The sequence below is a fragment of the Actinoplanes sp. L3-i22 genome (assembly GCF_019704555.1).
In the GTDB taxonomy this organism is placed as follows: domain Bacteria; phylum Actinomycetota; class Actinomycetes; order Mycobacteriales; family Micromonosporaceae; genus Actinoplanes.
The window spans coordinates 8,253,389-8,270,715 of the sequence record NZ_AP024745.1; the positions used below are offsets into that span (position 1 = coordinate 8,253,389).

The 17,327-nt window shown below is 72.4% G+C and carries 13 protein-coding genes; 10 read left to right on the forward strand and 3 right to left on the reverse strand.

Translation table 11 applies throughout. From position 1 onward, the window contains the following. Positions 1–218 precede the first annotated feature (218 nt). The 7 genes from L3i22_RS37105 to L3i22_RS37135 are packed head-to-tail and all read left to right on the forward strand — an operon-like array spanning position 219 to position 9,372. Positions 219–1,526 (forward strand): hypothetical protein, encoded by a 1,308-nt coding sequence (locus tag L3i22_RS37105; protein ID WP_221322132.1) that lies wholly within the window; start codon positions 219–221, stop codon positions 1,524–1,526. Further along, positions 1,526–2,503 carry a glutamate ABC transporter substrate-binding protein gene (locus tag L3i22_RS37110; protein WP_255657452.1) on the forward strand — a complete coding sequence of 326 codons (978 nt, stop codon included), beginning with the start codon at positions 1,526–1,528 and terminating at the stop codon, positions 2,501–2,503. Before L3i22_RS37105 ends, L3i22_RS37110 begins: the two co-directional genes overlap by 1 nt. Continuing rightward, on the forward strand, positions 2,500–3,681 hold the full coding sequence (locus L3i22_RS37115) for a hypothetical protein (protein ID WP_221322133.1): 1,182 nt from the start codon (positions 2,500–2,502) through the stop codon (positions 3,679–3,681). The genes L3i22_RS37110 and L3i22_RS37115 overlap by 4 nt, the downstream gene beginning before the upstream one ends. Beyond that, positions 3,678–6,050, forward strand: coding sequence for a serine/threonine-protein kinase (locus L3i22_RS37120; protein WP_221322134.1), 2,373 nt, complete (start codon positions 3,678–3,680; stop codon positions 6,048–6,050). Before L3i22_RS37115 ends, L3i22_RS37120 begins: the two co-directional genes overlap by 4 nt. Positions 6,051–6,087: 37 nt before the next feature. Next, entirely contained in the window at positions 6,088–7,455 is a 1,368-nt protein-coding gene (locus L3i22_RS37125) for a PP2C family serine/threonine-protein phosphatase (protein ID WP_221322135.1), read from the forward strand. 10 nt (positions 7,456–7,465) lie between these two features. Next, positions 7,466–8,731, forward strand: a complete 1,266-nt coding sequence (locus L3i22_RS37130) for a VWA domain-containing protein (RefSeq protein ID WP_221322136.1) — start codon at positions 7,466–7,468, stop codon at positions 8,729–8,731. Continuing rightward, positions 8,728–9,372 carry an FHA domain-containing protein gene (locus L3i22_RS37135; protein ID WP_221322137.1) on the forward strand — a complete coding sequence of 215 codons (645 nt, stop codon included), beginning with the start codon at positions 8,728–8,730 and terminating at the stop codon, positions 9,370–9,372. The genes L3i22_RS37130 and L3i22_RS37135 overlap by 4 nt, the downstream gene beginning before the upstream one ends. On the opposite strand, the gene L3i22_RS37140 is transcribed toward L3i22_RS37135, so the two are convergent. After that, on the reverse strand, positions 9,353–9,877 hold the full coding sequence (locus L3i22_RS37140; RefSeq protein WP_221322138.1) for a snapalysin family zinc-dependent metalloprotease: 525 nt from the start codon (positions 9,875–9,877) through the stop codon (positions 9,353–9,355). The two genes, L3i22_RS37135 and L3i22_RS37140, sit on opposite strands and share 20 nt — an antisense overlap. 102 nt (positions 9,878–9,979) lie before the next feature. Between L3i22_RS37140 and L3i22_RS37145 the strand changes: the two genes are divergently transcribed. The 3 genes from L3i22_RS37145 to L3i22_RS37155 all read left to right on the forward strand — a co-directional run bounded on the left by L3i22_RS37145 (position 9,980) and on the right by L3i22_RS37155 (position 14,603). Next, positions 9,980–12,211 (forward strand): helix-turn-helix domain-containing protein, encoded by a 2,232-nt coding sequence (locus L3i22_RS37145; protein WP_255657453.1) that lies wholly within the window; start codon positions 9,980–9,982, stop codon positions 12,209–12,211. Between the two features lie 118 nt (positions 12,212–12,329). Beyond that, on the forward strand, positions 12,330–13,160 hold the full coding sequence (locus L3i22_RS37150; RefSeq protein WP_255657454.1) for an alpha/beta fold hydrolase: 831 nt from the start codon (positions 12,330–12,332) through the stop codon (positions 13,158–13,160). Positions 13,161–13,388: 228 nt separating this feature from the next. After that, the gene (locus tag L3i22_RS37155; RefSeq protein ID WP_255657455.1) at positions 13,389–14,603 is read left to right on the forward strand and encodes an MFS transporter; all 1,215 of its coding nucleotides are present in this window, start codon (positions 13,389–13,391) and stop codon (positions 14,601–14,603) included. Between the two features lie 131 nt (positions 14,604–14,734). On the opposite strand, the gene L3i22_RS37160 is transcribed toward L3i22_RS37155, so the two are convergent. Both L3i22_RS37160 and L3i22_RS37165 read right to left on the reverse strand, forming a co-directional pair. Beyond that, complete coding sequence (locus L3i22_RS37160; protein ID WP_221322142.1) at positions 14,735–16,027, reverse strand: HupE/UreJ family protein; 1,293 nt, start codon at positions 16,025–16,027, stop codon at positions 14,735–14,737. Further along, positions 16,024–17,292, reverse strand: coding sequence for a DUF3500 domain-containing protein (locus L3i22_RS37165; RefSeq protein WP_255657456.1), 1,269 nt, complete (start codon positions 17,290–17,292; stop codon positions 16,024–16,026). Before L3i22_RS37165 ends, L3i22_RS37160 begins: the two co-directional genes overlap by 4 nt. Positions 17,293–17,327 lie beyond the last annotated feature (35 nt).

Here is a 17,327-nt window from a genome sequence, read left to right on the forward strand (position 1 = left end):
CGCTGCTCCATACACTCGCGGGCAACACGAGCAGCGAGCAACGAGCAACGAGCAACGAGCAGCGAGCAGCGCGGCGAAAGAGCGAGCAAGGCAAGACCCCCCAGCAACCCGGCAGAGCAATACGCGACGGGGCGCCCCACCACCGAGCCGGACCGATGATCGCTTGCATCGGTGACGCACAGTGGACGGGCAGGCACCCCGGCGTACAGGAGGCAAGCGTGACCACAGCCCTGGCGCAACGGACCCCGCCGACCACGGCCTACCGCCCGCCGTCCAGTGGTGTCGTACGCCGGGTCACCGCCCTGCGCCACACCTCCCCCGGCCGCCTGCAGCTGATCCTCGCCGCCCTGCTGACCCTGGGCCTGCTCACCGGCCTGGTCACCGCCCTGACCGCGCACGCCGCGAGCGCCGGCACCGCCAATCTCGGCGACCGCGCCCAGCCGCTGCTGGTCGAGGCCGAGTCGATCTATTCGGCGCTGGCCGAGGCGGACACCACGGCCGCGCAGGCGTTCCTGGCCGGCGGGCTGGAGCCGACCAAGCTGACCGATCGCTACAACGACGACCTGGCCCGGGCCGGCACGTCGCTGACCAGCGCGGCCCGCCTGGTGCCGGACGGCAGCGAGGCGAGCCGCGCGGTCGAGGCGCTCGCCACCGGCATCGCGAAGTACTCGGCGCTGGTCGCGACCGCCCGGGCGAACAACCGCCAGGGCCTCCCGCTCGGCGCGTCGTACCTGTCGGCCGCCTCCCAGCTGAACCGGGGGACGTTGCAGCCGCAGGCGCAGGCGCTGTTCAAGATCGCCACCGACGAGATCGACTCGGGCTACGACGCGGCCCGCAGCTCGTGGTGGCTGATCCTGCTGCTGGTGCTGGTCGTGTCGCTGGGGGTCGCGCTGCTCTGGAGCCAGGGTTACCTGAGCCGCACCACGCACCGCACGTTCAACGTCCCGCTGGTCGCCGCGACCGGCCTGTTCGCGCTGCTGGCGCTGATGACCGTGACGCTCTTCGCGAACCAGCGCCACCATCTGAGCGACGCCGCCGTGCAGGGTTCCCGGCCGGTCGAGGCGCTGGCCCAGATCCGGATCCTGGTGCTGACCGAGCGGGCCGACGAGGCGCTGACGCTGGCCGCGCACGGCTCGGACGACAAGGAGGCGGACTTCACCCGGGCCAGCCAGTCGGTCGACTTCGAGGATGTCCGGCTGGCCGACGCGCGGGCGTTCGCCGAGCAGGCCGACGACCAGCACCAGGCCTATCTCGCGATCCACGCCCAGGTGCGCAAGCTGGACCAGGACGGGGACTACGACGGCGCGGTCGCGAAGGCGATCAGCGACGACGCGACCACGAAGTTCGCCGCGCTGACGACGACGCTGGACAGCGCGATCGACGACCGTAAGGGCGCGTTCACCCAGGAGATCGGCGACGCCGGCGACTGGCTGGACCTGCTGACCGTGCTGGGCCCGCTGCTCGCGCTGGGCGCCTGCGCCCTCGCCGCCGTCGGCATCCGCGCCCGCCTGGAGGAGTACCGGTGATGATGCGAACCCGTCTGGCCCCGATCGCGGTCGTGGTGGCCCTGCTGTTCGGCGCGGCCGGCTGCGCCGGTGACTCGTCGCCGCGCTACGACGCGGCCAGTCCCACCCCCAAGCCCGGCGCGAGCGCGGGCGGCGCGGATTCGTCCGGCACCTCGAAGCCAGCGGTGCCGAGCTGCAACCCCCGGGCCAGCCTGCGCCCGACCGGCGCACTGCCGGCGCCGGGCCAGATGCCGGCCGGCACCTGGATGGCCGAGATCAAGAAGCGGGGCCGGGTGATCCTCGGCACCAGCCAGGACACGTTGTTGTTCAGCTCCCGCAATCCGTTCAACGGCAAGGTCGAGGGGTTTGACGTGGACATGGGCCGGATGGTGGCCCAGGCGATCTTCGGCGACCCGAACAAACTACAGATCAAGGTCATTGGGTACGACCAACGCGTCAACGCCGTGCTCAAGGGCGACGTGGACCTGGTCGCCGACACGATGACGGTGAACTGCGCCCGCAAGGTGGACGTCGACTTCTCCTCGATCTACTACGACGCCGGGCAGAAGGTGCTGGTCAAGAAGGACTCGACGGCCAAGAGCATCGAGGAGATGGGCGGCAAGCGGATCTGCGCGGCGACCGGCTCGACGTCGTACGACAACATCGGCAAGGTGAACAGCAACCCGCCGCCGATCGCGGTCGCGAAGCCGAGTTTCGGGGACTGCCTGGTCGCGTTCCAGCAGAACGAGGTGGACGCCATCTCCACCGACGACACCATCCTGGCCGGGATGGAGGCCCAGGACCCGTATGCGAAGGTGATCGGCAACCGAATCACCCAGGAGCCGTACGGGATGGCGATCAGCAAGCAGCACCCGGAGTTCACCCGGTTCGTCAACGCGGTGCTGGAGAAGTCCCGGCAGGACGGGACCTGGGCGAAGACCTACGAGCGGTGGCTGGGCGGCAAGGCCCCGCAGCCACCGGCGGCGCAGTACCAATGACGGCTCCTTCGGTAGCCCCCGCCGACGCCGAACTGGCCCGCCTCGAGACCGCGGTGGAGGCCATGTCGCGCAACCTCGTCGAGCTCGACCAGCTCCCGGCCCGGCACGACCTGGACAGCACCACCCTGACCGGCCGCACCGCCACCGAGTGGGCGGACGCGAGCGTCGCGATGGGCACGCTCTGGGACGGCTTCCGGATGCTGTCCGAGTCGATCGCGCGGGCCCAGTCGCTGCGCACGCAGCGGCGGCTCAGCGACAGCGACCGGGCGAAGTTCGTGCACGAGGTGCTCGGCCCGTCGATCCTGCTCTCCACCACCACCGTGCCGCTGGCCCAGCGCGGGCTGCTCGGCGCCGGCCAGATCACCACGACCTGCTCGCCGGCCGAGTTGCTGGCCGCGATGGAGCGCTCGTTCACGGTCGCGATCGACGTCGCGACCCGGGCCGCGGACGCCTGGCAGCGGCTGCTCCCGGCGGCCGGCGACGTGGCGGCGTCGCTGAAGCGGGCGCGGGACGCGGGCGCCCCGGCCGCGCTGCTGAACCAGGCCGACCGGCTGCTCGGTGACCTGACCGGCACGCTGGCCGGCGACCCGCTCGGCGCGGACCCGTCGGTCCTGGCCCGGGTACGGGAGCTGATCGCGCGGGCCGACGCGGAGCGCACCTCGGCGATCGAGCTGCGGGACTCGCTCAACCGGCGGCTGTCCGCGGCCCGCGCCACGGCCGACGAGCTGGACCAGGCGGAACGCGCCGCGCGGGAGGCCCGTGACCGGGTCGACGGCCGGTTCCCGCCGGCGCAGGTCGCCGCGGTCCGCCCGCTGAGCCTGCGTCCCGATCTGGCCGCGGTCGAGGCGCTCGCGGCGGCCGGGCAGTGGGCGCTGATCAGCCCGCGGCTGGCCAAGTGGTCCCGGGAGGCGCGGGAGCGGCTGGCCGCGCTCGCCGTGGTCCGCACCCACAACGAGCGGCTGCTCGCCGATCGGGACGAGTTGCGCGGCCGGCTCAGCGCCTACCAGGCGAAGGCGTTGCGGCACGGGCTGGGCGAGCACGCCCGGCTGTCCCCGCTCGCCGACCGGGCCCGCACTCTGCTGCACACCGCGCCGTGCGAGCTGGAGCAGGCCCGCACGGCCGTCAACGCGTATCAGGAACTGCTCACCGCCACGATCGCGAGGGATGCCCGGTCATGAAATGCCAGCGGAACTGTCCCGGGACCATCGAAGACGGCTACTGCGACACCTGCGGGCTCGCCCCGGCCAAAACCGAGCAACCAGCCAAAACCGAACAATCGGCGCAAATCGCCCAGACGGCCAGCGCGCCGCAAATCGCGCAAAAGCCCACCGGCAAGTGCCGTCGCGACGGCTGCGACGGCACCATCGAGGACGGCTACTGCGACACCTGCGGCCTGGCCCCGGTGGACAAAGCTCCGCAGAACACCCCGAAGAGCCAGCCCCAGGTCCCGAAGCAACGAACCGAGACCCAGAGCTCGTCCCGCACCACCGGCACCGGCGCGCTGTCCACCCGTACCGGGGGAAGTCGCCGCGGCAGCGGCCGCACGGGCTCGAGCCGCCGCTTCGGCAGCGGCCTGGTCGAGATCGCCCCGATCGCCAAGGTCGACCCGGCCAGCACCCTGATGGCGAACCCCGAGGTCCCGGAGTCCAAGCGCTACTGCGCCAAGTGCAACAACCCGGTCGGCCGCTCGCGCGGGGACCGCCCGGGCCGCACCTCCGGCTTCTGCCCGCACTGCGGCGAGAGCTTCAACTTCACCCCGAAGCTGGTCAAGGGCGACGTCGTCGGCGGGCAGTACGAGGTGGCCGGCGCCCTGGCCCACGGCGGTCTGGGCTGGGTCTACCTGGCCGTCGACCTGAACGTGTCGAGGCGCTGGGTGGTGATGAAGGGCCTGCTCAACTCCAGCGACGAGGACGCCCTGGCGGCGGCGCTGGCCGAGCAGCGGTTCCTGGCCGAGGTCGAGCACCCGAACATCGTCAAGATCTACAACTTCGTCGAGCACGACGGCGCCGGCTACATCGTGATGGAGTACGTCGGCGGCAAGTCGCTCAAGGACATGCTCAAGCAGCGCCGGGACGCCAACGGCGGGGACGCCGACCCGCTGCCGCTGGACCAGGCCCTGGAATTCCTGATCGAGATCATGCCGGCCTTCGCCTACCTGCACGAGCGGGGCCTGATCTTCTGCGACTTCAAGCCGGACAACGTGATCCAGTCCGGTGACCAGATGAAGCTGATCGACCTCGGCGGCGTCGTGCACATCGACGACCAGGAGGCGGCGATCTACGGCACGGTCGGCTTCCAGGCCCCGGAGATGGCCACCGACGGCCCGTCGATCGCCTCCGACCTGTACACGATCGGCCGCACCCTGGCCGTGCTGACCACCGACTTCCGCGGCTACCAGAGCACGTTCAAGGAGACCCTGCCGGACCGCGACTCGTTCGAGGTCTACCAGCAGCACGAGGCGTTCTACCGGCTGGTCGACCGGGCCACCCGCCCGCACCCGGACGACCGGTTCGTGGACTCGGCCGAGATGCAGGAGCAGATGCTCGGCGTGCTCCGCCAGGTCGTCGCGGCGCAGGGCGCCCCGAAGCCGGCCGCCTCCAAGGTGTTCACCGGCGAGCTGCGCACCGATCTGAAGTCGGACGCGCCGCGCTGGCAGGACCTGCCGACCCCGCTGATCGACCTGACCGACCCGGCGGCCGGCTTCCTCGCCTCGATCACCGTGACCGATCCGGCCGAGGTGCTGGCCCTGCTCAAGCACGCCCCGCAGGAGACCACCGAGGTGCGGCTGCGGGCGATGCGGGCGGAGATCGACCTGGCCGCGCGGCACGGCTTCTTCGGCGACGCGCAGCAGGCCCGCGAGCGGTTCGCCGCGGTCGACGGCCAGGACTGGCGGCTGGCCTGGTACGACGGCCTGCTCGCGCTGGCGAACCAGGACTGGGCGGCGGCGCTGTCCCGGTTCGACGCGGTCTGGGCGGCGCTGCCGGGCGAGCTCGCGCCGCAGCTGGCGATGGGTTTCGCCGAGGAGCTGGCCGGGCAGCACAAGACCGCGGCCGGCTACTACGACGTGGTCAGCCGCACCGATCCGGCCTACACCACGGCGGCGGCCGGGCTGGCCCGCTGCCGGCTCGCGAACGGCGACCGGGCCGGCGCGGTGGAGGCCTACCAGCGGGTGCCGGGCACCTCCTCGGCCTACGCGATCTCCCAGGTCGGCGCGGTGCGGGCGTTGGTCCGCGCGCATCCGGTGGCCCAGGTCGACGTGAAGTCGCTGGCCGACGCGGCGGCGCTGATCGAACGGCTCGAGGTGGAGCGGGCGCAGCTCGCCGAGCTCCGCGCCGAGCTGCTGGAGCAGGCGCTGACGTCGCTGCGCGGCGGTTTCAAGATTCCGGCGGCGGTGCTCGGGGGTGCCAAGACCGGCGACACCGGGGAGAAGGACGTGCGGTTCGCGCTGGAGGACGCCTATCGCGAGATGGCCCGCGCCGCGCACGGATCGGACAAGATCCGCCTGGTCGACCTGGCGAACGCGGCCCGGCCGCGCACGCGCACCTGAGAAGCACCTGATGGCACCGCCGGAGAGAGAAGGCAAGTTGATTCTGACCGAGTGCGACTCCTGTGCTGAGGGGCGCGCCTCCGGCGCTTCGTTCTGCGAGGCCTGCGGTCGCCTGCTGAACGAGACGGCCGTCGGCGAAGCCGCGAATTCAGCAACCGCCGGCGAAGCCGCCGACAAACCCGCGGGTGACGGTCCGCTGTCCGGTGCCGGTCCGTCCTCCGGCGAGGCCGCTTCGATTGACGGTACGGACGCAGCCCCCGCCCGCCGGACCGGCCGGGACTGCCCGAACTGCGGTGCCACCGGCGCCGTCGACACGGACGGCTACTGCGAGGAGTGCGGCCTGCTCGCCGGGCGCCCGCGCGACCACACCGAGGCGGACGGTGACGTGGTCGCGGCCGCGGTCAGCGACCGGGGCCGGCGTCACCACCGCAACGAGGACGCGATGTGGCTGGCGGTCGGGGCGGACGCGGCCGACATCGTGGTCTGCGACGGCGTCTCGTCGTCGTTCGACCCGGACGTGGCCTCGGAGATCGCCGCGAAGACGGCCGGCGAGCTGCTCGCCCGGGCCCCGCACCCGGCCGACCCGACCCCACGGGACGAGACCGCCGACGCCGGCGGGACGAGCGACGCGACCGGGGTCGACGCGGCCACCGCCGTACCGTCGCAATCGGACGAACCGGAAGCAAAGGACCAGCCGGAAGCGATCGGCGGACCGGAAGCGACGGTGGATCTCGCGGCGGAGCCGCCGGACCCGGCACTGCCGATCGCCGAGGTGGTCGGCATGGCGATCCAGGGCGCCGGCCAGTCGGTGGCCACCCTGGTCGACGGCGGCGACCCGCGCCGCCGGGCCTCGAACCCGGCGTGCACGATCGTCGCCGCCGCGGTCCGCGGGCCGCACGTCGGCTTCGGCTGGGTCGGCGACAGCCGCGCCTACTGGGTGACCGCCGCCGGTCCGGCCGAGCAGCTCACCGAGGACGACTCGTGGGCCCGGCACGTGATCGCGATGGGCGCCGACCCGCGGGTCGCGATGAACGACCCGAAGGCGCACGCGATCACCGCCTGGCTGGGCGCGGACGCCGGGCCGATCCTGCCGCACATCGGCGCGTTCACCGCGCGCACCCCCGGTCACCTGGTGCTCTGCAGCGACGGGCTGTGGAACTACCTGACCGATCCGGCCGACTTCGGCGACGCGGTGCGGTCGGCGCTGAAGCTGGCGACCGGCCCGCGGCCGCTGCTCGAGGCGGCGCGCGCGCTGGTGACGTACGCGAACTCGGCCGGCGGCGCCGACAACATCACGGTGGCCATCGTGCCGGTCCACCCCCTGCCCGAGGCGGACGCCGAAAGCGACGCCGAGACCCAGCCCATCAAGTCCGCGACCAGCGACAACGAGCCCAGCGAAGCATAAGGAGTCTTCTGTGTCCTACAGCGCCGAGGCTTTCCAGAACGAGTATCTCGCCATGGGGGCGAGCGAGGTGAACGCGATCGTCACGGTCACCTCGTCGGGTGGTGAGGGTGGTCGCCGGACCGCCGAGGCCACCGAGATCATCATCGTGGACGCGTCCGGATCGATGCAGGCCGAGGGCCGGATGGCGAACGCCCGCCAGGCCGCCAAGGCCGCGGTGAACGCGATCGACGACGGCGTCCGGTTCGCCATCATCGCCGGCGTGAGCACCGCCCAGCAGCTCTATCCGGACCCGGGTCAGCTCGCCGTCTCGTCGACGCTGTCGCGGGCCGACGCGGTGCGCGCCATCGACCGGCTGCAGGCCAGCGGCGGCACCGCGATGGGCGCCTGGCTGCTGCTCGCCGCCCAGCTGTTCGAGCAGCGCCCGGGCGACATCAAGCACTGCATCCTGCTCACCGACGGCGACAACGGCGAGCGGTTCGGCTACCTGGACAGCGTCCTGCAGCAGATCGCCGGCCGGTTCCGGGTCGACGCCCGCGGGGTCGGCGTCAACTGGAAGGTGGCCGAGGTCCGCAAGATCACCGACACGATGCTGGGCACGGTCGACATCGTGGCCCGCCCGGAGGGGCTGATCTTCGCGTTCGAGCAGATGATCACCGAAGCGATGGGCAAGACCAGCGCCGACGTGCAGCTCAAGGTCTGGACGCCGGTGAACGCCAAGGTCCGCTTCGTCAAGCAGGTCGAGCCGCAGGTGCAGGACCTGACCGGCAAGCGGGTCGAGGACGGGCCACGCGCGGCGCGCTACCCACTGGGCTCGTGGGGCCAGGAGAGCCGCGACTACCACGTCTGCGTCGACGTGCCGGCCGGCAAGTCCGGCGACGAGATGCTGGCCGCCCGGATCTCGGTGGTCGAGGGCGACACGGTGCACGCGCAGAGCCTGGTCCGGGCGGTCTGGACCGAGGACACCGCGCTGTCCACCCGGATCAACCGGCAGGTCGCGCACTACACCGGGCAGGCCGAGCTGGCCGACGCGATCCAGGAGGGCATCGTCGCCCGCGAGGCCGGCGACGAGCGGACCGCGACGATCAAGTTCGGCCGGGCCGCGCAGCTCGCCCACGCCAGCGGCAACAAGGCGACCGAGGAGCTGCTCGCCAAGGTGGTCGAGATCGAGGACGCGGCGACCGGCACGGTCCGGCTGCGGCGCAAGGTCAACGCGGCCGACGAGATGGCCCTGGACACCCAGAGCACCAAGACGGTCCGGGTCGGGCGGTCCCAGTGAGCTCGTTCACCTGCCCGAACGGGCATGCCTCGACCGAGGCGGACTACTGCGACACGTGCGGGGCGCGGATCGGCGGGGCGGCGGACGCCCCGGCTCCCACGCTCGTCGACACGCCGCCGGTCCCCAAGGGCGAGGAGTGCCCGCACTGCGGCACCCCGCGCGCCGGGTCCGCCCGGTTCTGCGAGGACTGCGGGTACGACCACACGACCGGCAAGATGCCGCAGCTCACCGAGGTGCTGCCGGTGGTCGAGGAGCCGGCCGGGGAGTGGACCGCGACGCTGTTCGCGGACGCGGCGTACTTCGCGCTGAACGAGGTCGAGGGCGTGACGTTCCCGGCCGACACCGGCGAGCGGATCGTCACGCTGGTCCCGCCGCAGGTCCGGATCGGGCGCGGGAGCACCACGAAGGGCACCAGCCCGGAGATCGACCTGGCCGACACCGACCCGGGCACCTCGCACAACCACGCGCTGCTCACCCTGAACATCGACGGCGAGTGGCTGGTCACCGACCTGGGGTCGACCAACGGGACGTACATAAACGACGAGGACCAGCCGCTGACCGCGGGGCAGTCCCGTGCCCTCAAGGACGGCGACCAGGTCCACGTCGGGGTCTGGACCACGCTTACGCTGCACGCTCCGTGAACGTGAAGTAGCCGGCCGGCACCGCTACCGAGGTGCCGAACAGCCGGTTGACGGTGGCCGCCTCGGTGCTGCTCGGATTCGCGTTCGTGCAGCTCACCGGGGCGCTGCTGCCGGACATCAGATCGCTGCACAGGCCGGTGCGGCGGTCCGGCAGGCCGAGGATGTGGCCGAACTCGTGCGCGGCGATCCGCGGCTTGTAGTAGCCGTCGTTCACCGCTTCCCGGCCCATGTACCAGTAGCCGTTGCCCAGCGAGGACGTGTAGGTGCGCGGCCAGCCGTTGTCGGCGTACACCCGGATGTTGGGGGTTTTCCCGGCCGGCACGGGTTCCAGGCGGACGTTGGTGACCTTGCTGTTCCAGATCTGCGCGCCCTGGTTGACCACGGCGACGAACTCCTGTGCCTGACTGGCGTCGTAGTAGAGCACCCGGGCCGCGGCGTGCGCCGGAGTGGCCCAGGCCAGCGCGAACACGAACACCAGGACGGCGGCGACTCGTTTCATCAGCATGCCCCGACCCTACGAAAGACAACGATCGATATCGATATATGGAGCCATACCGATCGCCTCCGGTGAGTCGCGTGATGTCCGCCGCTGCGCGGTCGCGTCCGGATGTGTTTGGGTGTGCCGGTGTCGGAGTTCGGTAGCAGGTTGAGGGACTTACGACGGGCCGCGGGACTGACCATGGAACAGCTCGCCGAGGCGTCCGGGGTGAGCGCCCGCGCGATCAGCGACATGGAGCGTGGGCACAGCCGGGCCCCGCAGGCGCGGACCCTGGTCGCGCTCACCGACGTCCTCGGCCCGGGCCTCGAGGACACCGCCCGCCAGCAGCGCGGCCAGTCGGCCGGCCGGCCCCGGCTGTGCGAGCTGCCCCGCGCGATCAACGACTTCGTCGGCCGCGCCGACGAGCTGGACCGGCTGCGCCGGCACGCCCTCGCCGGGCTCGGCCCGGCCCCGGTCGCCGTCGTGCACGGGCAGCCCGGGCTGGGCAAGACCGCGCTCGCCGTACGGCTCGCCGACCAGCTCCGCGACCGCTACACCGACGGCGTCCTCTACCTCGACCTGCGCGGCACCGACGCGGAGCCGATGGCGGTCGGCGACGCGCTGGTCCGGCTGCTGCGCGCCCTCGAGGTCAGCTCCCGGCGGATCAGCGAGACCGACGACGAACGCTCCAGCCAGCTGCGCGCGGTCCTCGGCGAGCGCCGTTGCCTGCTCGTCCTGGACAACGCCGGCAGCGAGGCCCAGGTCCGGCCGCTGCTCCCGGCCGAGGGCGGCAGCCTGGCCGTGGTCACCAGCCGCCGGGTGCTGAGCGGGCTGGACGGGGTGGAGCGGATCGCGCTGGCCCCGCTCGCCCCGCACGAGTCGGCCGCGTTCCTGCGGGCGATCGCGGTGCAGGCCGCCGACCCGCGCGCGGCCGCCGAGGTGGAGGCGGTGGCCCGGTTCTGCGGGCACCTGCCGCTCGCCCTGCGGATCGCCGGCACCCGGCTGGCCACCCGCCCGGCCTGGACGGTCGAGCACCTGGTCACCCGGCTCGCCGACGCCGACCGGCGGCTGGCCAACCTGACCACCGGCGACCTCGGGGTGGCCACCGCGTTCGCGCTCTCGCACGCGCAGCTCACCAAGCCGGCCCGCGAGCTGTTCCGGCGGCTCGCGCACGTGCCCGGCGTGGACTTCGCGGCCACCCTGGGCGCGGTGCTCACCGGCGCCCACCCCGACGACGTCGCGGACGGCCTGGACGAGCTGGTCGACCTGGGGCTGCTGCAGCAGTCCGGGCCGGACCGGTACCGGTTCCACGACCTGATCCGGCTGTTCGCCGAGGAGCGGCTGCGGATCGAGGAGCCGGCCGGCACCCGGGCCGCGACCGCGAAGAAGATGAGCGACTGGCTGCTGGAGACCGCGGTCGTCGCCGGCCGCTGGTTCGAGCCGGGCTACGGCTGCCTCCCGGAGACCTGGGCCGGCTCGATCCCGCTGGCCACCGCCGAGGAGGCGGACGCCTGGCTGCAGGCCGAGCGGCGCAACTGGCTGGGCGCCCTGAACGCGGCGTTCCGCGGCGGGCAGTACCAGCTGGTCGTGGACGTCGCCGAGGCGATGCACTGGTACTCGGACAAGTACGTCCGGGCCGGCTACTGGTACGACGTCTACGCCCTCTCCGCCGCCGCCGCCGCGAAACTGCCGGACCGGCGGCAGGAGGTCACCCACATCAACTACTTCTCCTGGGCGGCCACCCAGTGCGCCCGCCGCCCGGACGAGGGCGCCCGGATCGCGATGGACGCCCACCGGGTCGCCGTCGAGCTGGGCGACGTCAAGGAGCAGGCCTGGGCGCTGCGCTACGCCGGCGACGCGTGGCGGCACGCCGGCGTCCCGGACAAGGCGTACCCGGTGTACCTGCGCGCCGCCGACCTCGCCGACTCGGTCGACGACCACGACGGCTACGTGATGCTGCGCTCCGGGATCGGCCGCGCCCTCAACGAGCTGGGCCGCACCGAGGAGGCGATCGCCGAGTGCACCGAGGCGCTGCGCGAGATCGAGGCGCGGCCGGTCGCGCACCGGCCGGAGCTGGGCGCCCGGATCAACGCGCGTCTCACCCGGGCCGAGGCGCTGACCATGCTGGGCCGCTGGACCGAGGCGCTGCGCGAGGCCGAGCGGGTGCTGCCGGACACCGACGAGTTCGGCTACCCCGGCTACCGGGCCGAGGCGCACCTGATCATCGGCCGGGCCCGGCTCGCGCTGGGCTCCCGGGAGGCGGCCCGCCCGTCCGTCCGGATCGCGAACGAGCTGCTGGAGGACTTCCAGCACAGCCGCCTGCAGGAGCTGGCCCGGGCGGCCCTGGAGGTGCTGGCCTGACACCGCCCGTACGCAGGAATGGTTCTGCGTATTGTTCTGCGTGGTCCGGAGGCGGCGGCTTTGATTGCATGGGAGTACGGCCGCGCCGCCCGGCGCGCGGCTCCCCGAGAGGATCCCCATGAGCTTCGTGACCACCTCCGACGGCACCAACATCTACTTCAAGGACTGGGGCACCGGCCGCCCCGTCGTGCTGAGCCACGGCTGGCCGCTGAACGCGGACAGCTGGGAGGCGCAGCAGCTGTTCCTGGCGCAGAACGGCTACCGGGTGATCGCGCACGACCGTCGTGGGCACGGCCGCTCGGACCAGACCTGGACCGGCAACGAGATGGACACCTACGCCGCCGACCTGGCCGCCGTGATCGAGCACCTCGACCTGCGCGACGTCACCCTGATCGGCTTCTCCACCGGTGGCGGCGAGATCTCCCGCTACATCGGCAACTACGGCACCGCCCGCGTCGCGCAGGCCGTGCTCGTCTCCTCGGTGCCGCCGCTGATGCTCAAGACCGAGGACAACCCGGGCGGCCTGCCGATCGAGGTGTTCGACGGCATCCGCGAGGGCTCGCTCAAGGACCGCGGCCAGCTCTACCAGGACTTCGCGGCCGGCCCGTTCTTCGGCGCCAACCACGGCATCGAGGTCTCGCAGGCCGCCAAGGACGCGTTCTGGCAGCAGGGCCTGACCGGCGGGCACCACAACACGTACGAGAGCATCGCCGCGTTCTCGGCCACCGACTTCCGCGGTGACCTGGCCAAGTTCGACGTCCCGACGCTGGTCATCCACGGCGACGACGACCAGGTCGTGCCGTTCGAGGTGGGTGGCAAGGCGTCCGCCGCGCTGGTCAAGGGCGCCGAGCTGAAGGTGTACGCCGGTGCCCCGCACGGCATCACCGAGACGCACAAGGTGCAGCTGGGCGAGGACCTGCTGGCGTTCCTGAACACCTACGCCGCCTGACCGTTATTCGGGCGCGCGTCTGCCGGGGCGGCGTTAGGCTGCCCCGGCACGTTCGTCTATGCAAAAGGGGTTGAGCATGCGCCTCCACCTGGACACGGTCGCCGCTTCGCCGCGAGGGCGCGCCGTCTGACGTCGTAAGGCGCCTCCTCGCCGCGGGCGGTCCTCGCTGACCGTCGATCCTTGGCTTGAGGAGCCCCTTTGCATGCCCTTTTCACCCCCTTCGCTCGGTTGTGGACCGCTACCGCGATCTCCAATCTCGGCGACGGGGTCACCATGGTGGCCGGCCCGTTGCTGCTCGCCACCGTCAGCGACGATCCCGCGCTGATCGCCGGCGGCGCGTTCGCCGCCCAACTCCCCTGGCTGCTGTTCTCGCTGATCAGCGGCGCGTTCGTGGACCGGCTCGACCGGCGCCGCCTGGTCGTGGTGGTCAACCTGCTGCGCGGCGGCGTCCTCGGCGGGCTCGCCGTGGTGATCGCTTCCGGACACGTGTCGGTGCCGTTGATCTACCTGGCGTCGTTCCTGCTCGGCGTCGGTGAGACGCTCGCCGACACCGCTTACGGGGCGCTGCTGCCGGCCACGGTCGCGCCGGCGGATCTGGAACGGGCCAACGCCCGGCTGGGCGCCACGTTCACGATCGCCAACCAGTTCGTGGCGAAACCGTTCGGCGCCTGGCTCTACGGCGTCGCGGCGGCGGTGCCGTTCGGGCTCGACGCGGTGTCGTTCGTGGTCGCGGCGGTGCTGATCGCCGGAATCGCCGGGCCACCCGGCGAGGCACCCGAAACGTCCGATAAATCCCGGCACAAGGCCGTTCCGCTTCGCATGGAGATCGCCGAGGGGCTGCGCTGGCTGTGGCGGCATCGGCTGCTGCGCGTCCTCGCGGTCGCGATGGGCGTCGCGAACATCGCGTTCTGCGCGGCGTTCGCGGTCTTCATCCTTTATGCCCGGGAACGCCTGGGCCTGACCGATGTCGGCTACGGCTTCCTGCTCACCACGTTCGCCGTGGGCGGTCTGGCCGGCGCCGGGTTCGCGGCCCGCCTGGCCCGCCGCTTCGGCACCGCGACGGTCCTGCGGGCCGGCCTGATCGTCGAGGTCGGCACGCATCTCACCCTCGCGCTCACGACGAACCCGGTGCTCGCCGGCGGGGTCATCGTGATCTTCGGGGTGCACACCATGGTCTGGGGCGTGCTGGTCTCGGCCATCCGGCAGCGGACCGTTCCTGATCAGCTGCGCGGCCGGGTCGGCAGCGTCTTCGGCCTCCTGGAGACCGGCGGCGCCGCGCTCGGCTGGCTGCTCGGCGCGGTGCTCACCCAGCTCTGGGCGGTCACCACGCCGTTCTGGATCGCGGCGTTCGCGATGGTCGCGGTCACTGCCGCGGCCTGGCGTCCGCTCGCCGAGGCAACCCCTGCTTCGGTACGGAGTGAGCCCACGCCCCGCACGTCATAGGAGCGCGGGTCCCAGGAACCACCGAAGCGCTCCTGGGACCCGCACTCCTGGGCGGCGCTCCTGGGACGGACGGTCCTAGGAAGCGTTCCCGAGACGGACGGTCCTAGGAAGCGCTCCTGGGACGGGCGGTCCTAGGCAGCGCTGCTGGTGGCGGGTTGCCGCCTCACCACCAGCAGCGCCCAGGCCCCGGACAGCACCGCGACCAGCACCAGCCCGGTAACCAGCAGCACGGTGTGCCCGCCGATCCGGTCCGCCGTCGCCGCCACCGGGTTCGGCCGGCCCAGCCGATCCGCGAGCCACCCGGCCGACGCGACCGCGGCCACCCCCGCCCCGGTCAGCCGCAGCACCGGCTGCACCGGCAGCCGCGCCGCCACGATCAGCACCGGCAGCGCCAGCCCGACCAGCAGCAGCTGCACCACCTCGATCCCGAGGTTGAACCCGAGCAGGCTGATCGCGAGCTGCCCGGTGGAGAGCCCCATCTCGGCGAGCGTGAACGAGAACGCCAGCCCGTGCCCGAGCCCGAACAGGCACGCGACCAGGGCTTCCCGCTCCGGGAAGAGCGGCCGGACGGCGTGCAGCGCGCCGATCAGGATGCTGGCCGCGATGAACGCCTCGACCGGCCAGGCCGGCAGACTCACCCGGCCCAGCGCGGACGCCGCCAGCGCGATCGAGTGCCCGACGGTGAACGCGCAGGTCACGGCACCGATCCGGCGGGCCGCGCGACCGGCTCCGACGTACCCTCGCCAGCGTTTTCGGTGTGTCCGGAGCGCCACCGGGAGCAGTAGGACGAGCAGGAACAGCAGATGGTCGGTGCCCTCGGCGATGTGCCGTCCGCCGAGCCGGAACATCGCCAGGAAGCCGCGCCACGCGCTGCCGCCACCGAGGTCCACGGTGAGATCAGGAACGGTCATCGTCCGGGTGTCGACGGCGATCACACCGACCTGCCCGGCCGCCGACTCCCCAACCTTTCCGGCGGCCCAGTCCTCGCGGACCGAGACCAGCACGGTGTGCGTGATCACCTGGTGGATGACCGCGTCGTAGCCCAGCCGGAAGTGCCGGACGTCGCCGCCGGGCGGCGGGGTCAGCGTCGCGGTTGCCAGCAGCTCCCGGTACGGCCCGGTCCCGGTCTGCTCGGCGGCCCCGAGCCGGACCGCGCCGAGCGCGACCCGCCACGGCCGCCCGTCCAGCGCGGCCGGGTGCAGGTGCGCGGCCAGATAGTCGCGCACCCGCTCGGTCGAGCCCGGGTCGACGCCGCTGGCCAGCACGAAGTCCGCGGTCGCCGGGATCTGCAGGGACGCCGTGACCGACGACCCGTGCACGTCCAGGGTCACCACGCTGTGCGGCATCGGGTGCGCGGACGCCGGCGACGCCCCGGAGAGGAGCGCCACCAGCCCGGTCACCGCGAGGAGCCCGGCACGGATCATGAGAAGGTGAACTCGCCGCCGTAGTCGCGGGTGTGGTCCCGGTAGACGGTGTGGTAGTGGATCTGGTTCTGGATCACGACGCCGTTCTGGCAGACGAACTCGACCCAGACGCTGGGCCCGTCGACCCGGACGTAGTCGGCGTGGTTCGTCATCGTGGTGTGCCCGGACCAGCCGACGTAGGTCTTGTCGAGCTCCGACTCGTACGTGCTCATCAGCGTCGCCGAGGTCGCGTCGTCGGCGTTGACCACCCACGGCTTGATCGCGTTCAGGATCAGCTGCTTCTGGGCGGCGGTCAGGCCGCTCGCGACCAGGCCCTCCTTCGTCGCCGGGAACTTCCCGTCGGAGCCGGGGCCGAGCACGATGTCGGAGTACGTCGCGGCGATCTTCGCCTTGGTCTGCTCCGCGCTGCTCAGCCCGGCGAGCATGGCGACCATCGCGTTCTTCATGTCCAGCAGCGGCGCGTGCGTGGTGCCGTCGGTGTCGGTCCAGCTGGTCGGCTCGACGCCGACGTGGAACGGGGTCGCGCCCTCGACCTTGCCGTCCTTGAAGGTCAGGTTCACCGCGAGGTGGTGCCCGCCGAAGTGCAGCTGCCAGGTGCCGGTCACGCTGGGCGTGCCGAGGAACGCCAGGTAGTAGTTGCCGGAGTCGTAGCCGCCCAGCCCACCGCCCCCGCTGTCGGTGCCGCCGGAGGCGTCCGGGCCGCCGGACATCCCACCGGGACCGCCGGACATGCCGGCCGGCGGGCCACCCGAGCCGCCCGGCATCCCGCCGTCGGGACCGCCGGACATCCCACCGCCGGGGCCCGCGCTGCTCCCGCCGCTGGCCTGCACCCCGCCGAGGTAGCCGTCCGCCGCGAAGATCTGCAGGATCCGTTCGTAGCCGGTCCCGGTCCCGGTGCCGAGCGCGGTCATCAGCACGCTCTTGCCGGCCGCCACCTGCGCGTCGGTCAGGTCGCCGAACATCACGCCGGGCCGGCACGTCGAGCCGCACGGCAGGTTCGACCAGGCGACCGCCTTCGCCTGGGTGAACTCCAGCTGGGCGACCGTCTTCTCGTCGCTGCTCAGCGTGTCCAGGAACGCGGTGGACGCCTCGACGACCCCGGCGACGCTCTTCTCGTACGACTTGACGGTCGCCGACGCGACCGGCGTGGCCGTCTCGTCGGTCGCGTCGTCACCGCCGCAGGCCGCCGTCCCGCCGAGCAGCAGGACGGCGGCGCCGACGGCACCGAGCCAGCGATGACGCCGGCGGAGGGGCGAGGGGATCACGGATCACTCCATTCAAGGTGGAAGCAAATCCGGAT

Bases quoted from the DNA above. Each gene is read 5' to 3' on its own strand.
- L3i22_RS37145 (WP_255657453.1), top strand. From the start codon at position 9,980: ATGTGTTTGGGTGTGCCGGTGTCGGAGTTCGGTAGCAGGTTGAGGGAC.
- L3i22_RS37115 (WP_221322133.1), top strand. From the start codon at position 2,500: ATGACGGCTCCTTCGGTAGCCCCCGCCGACGCCGAACTGGCCCGCCTC.
- L3i22_RS37140 (WP_221322138.1), bottom strand. From the start codon at position 9,877: ATGCTGATGAAACGAGTCGCCGCCGTCCTGGTGTTCGTGTTCGCGCTG.
- L3i22_RS37110 (WP_255657452.1), top strand. From the start codon at position 1,526: ATGATGCGAACCCGTCTGGCCCCGATCGCGGTCGTGGTGGCCCTGCTG.
- L3i22_RS37120 (WP_221322134.1), top strand. From the start codon at position 3,678: ATGAAATGCCAGCGGAACTGTCCCGGGACCATCGAAGACGGCTACTGC.
- L3i22_RS37150 (WP_255657454.1), top strand. From the start codon at position 12,330: ATGAGCTTCGTGACCACCTCCGACGGCACCAACATCTACTTCAAGGAC.
- L3i22_RS37160 (WP_221322142.1), bottom strand. From the start codon at position 16,027: ATGATCCGTGCCGGGCTCCTCGCGGTGACCGGGCTGGTGGCGCTCCTC.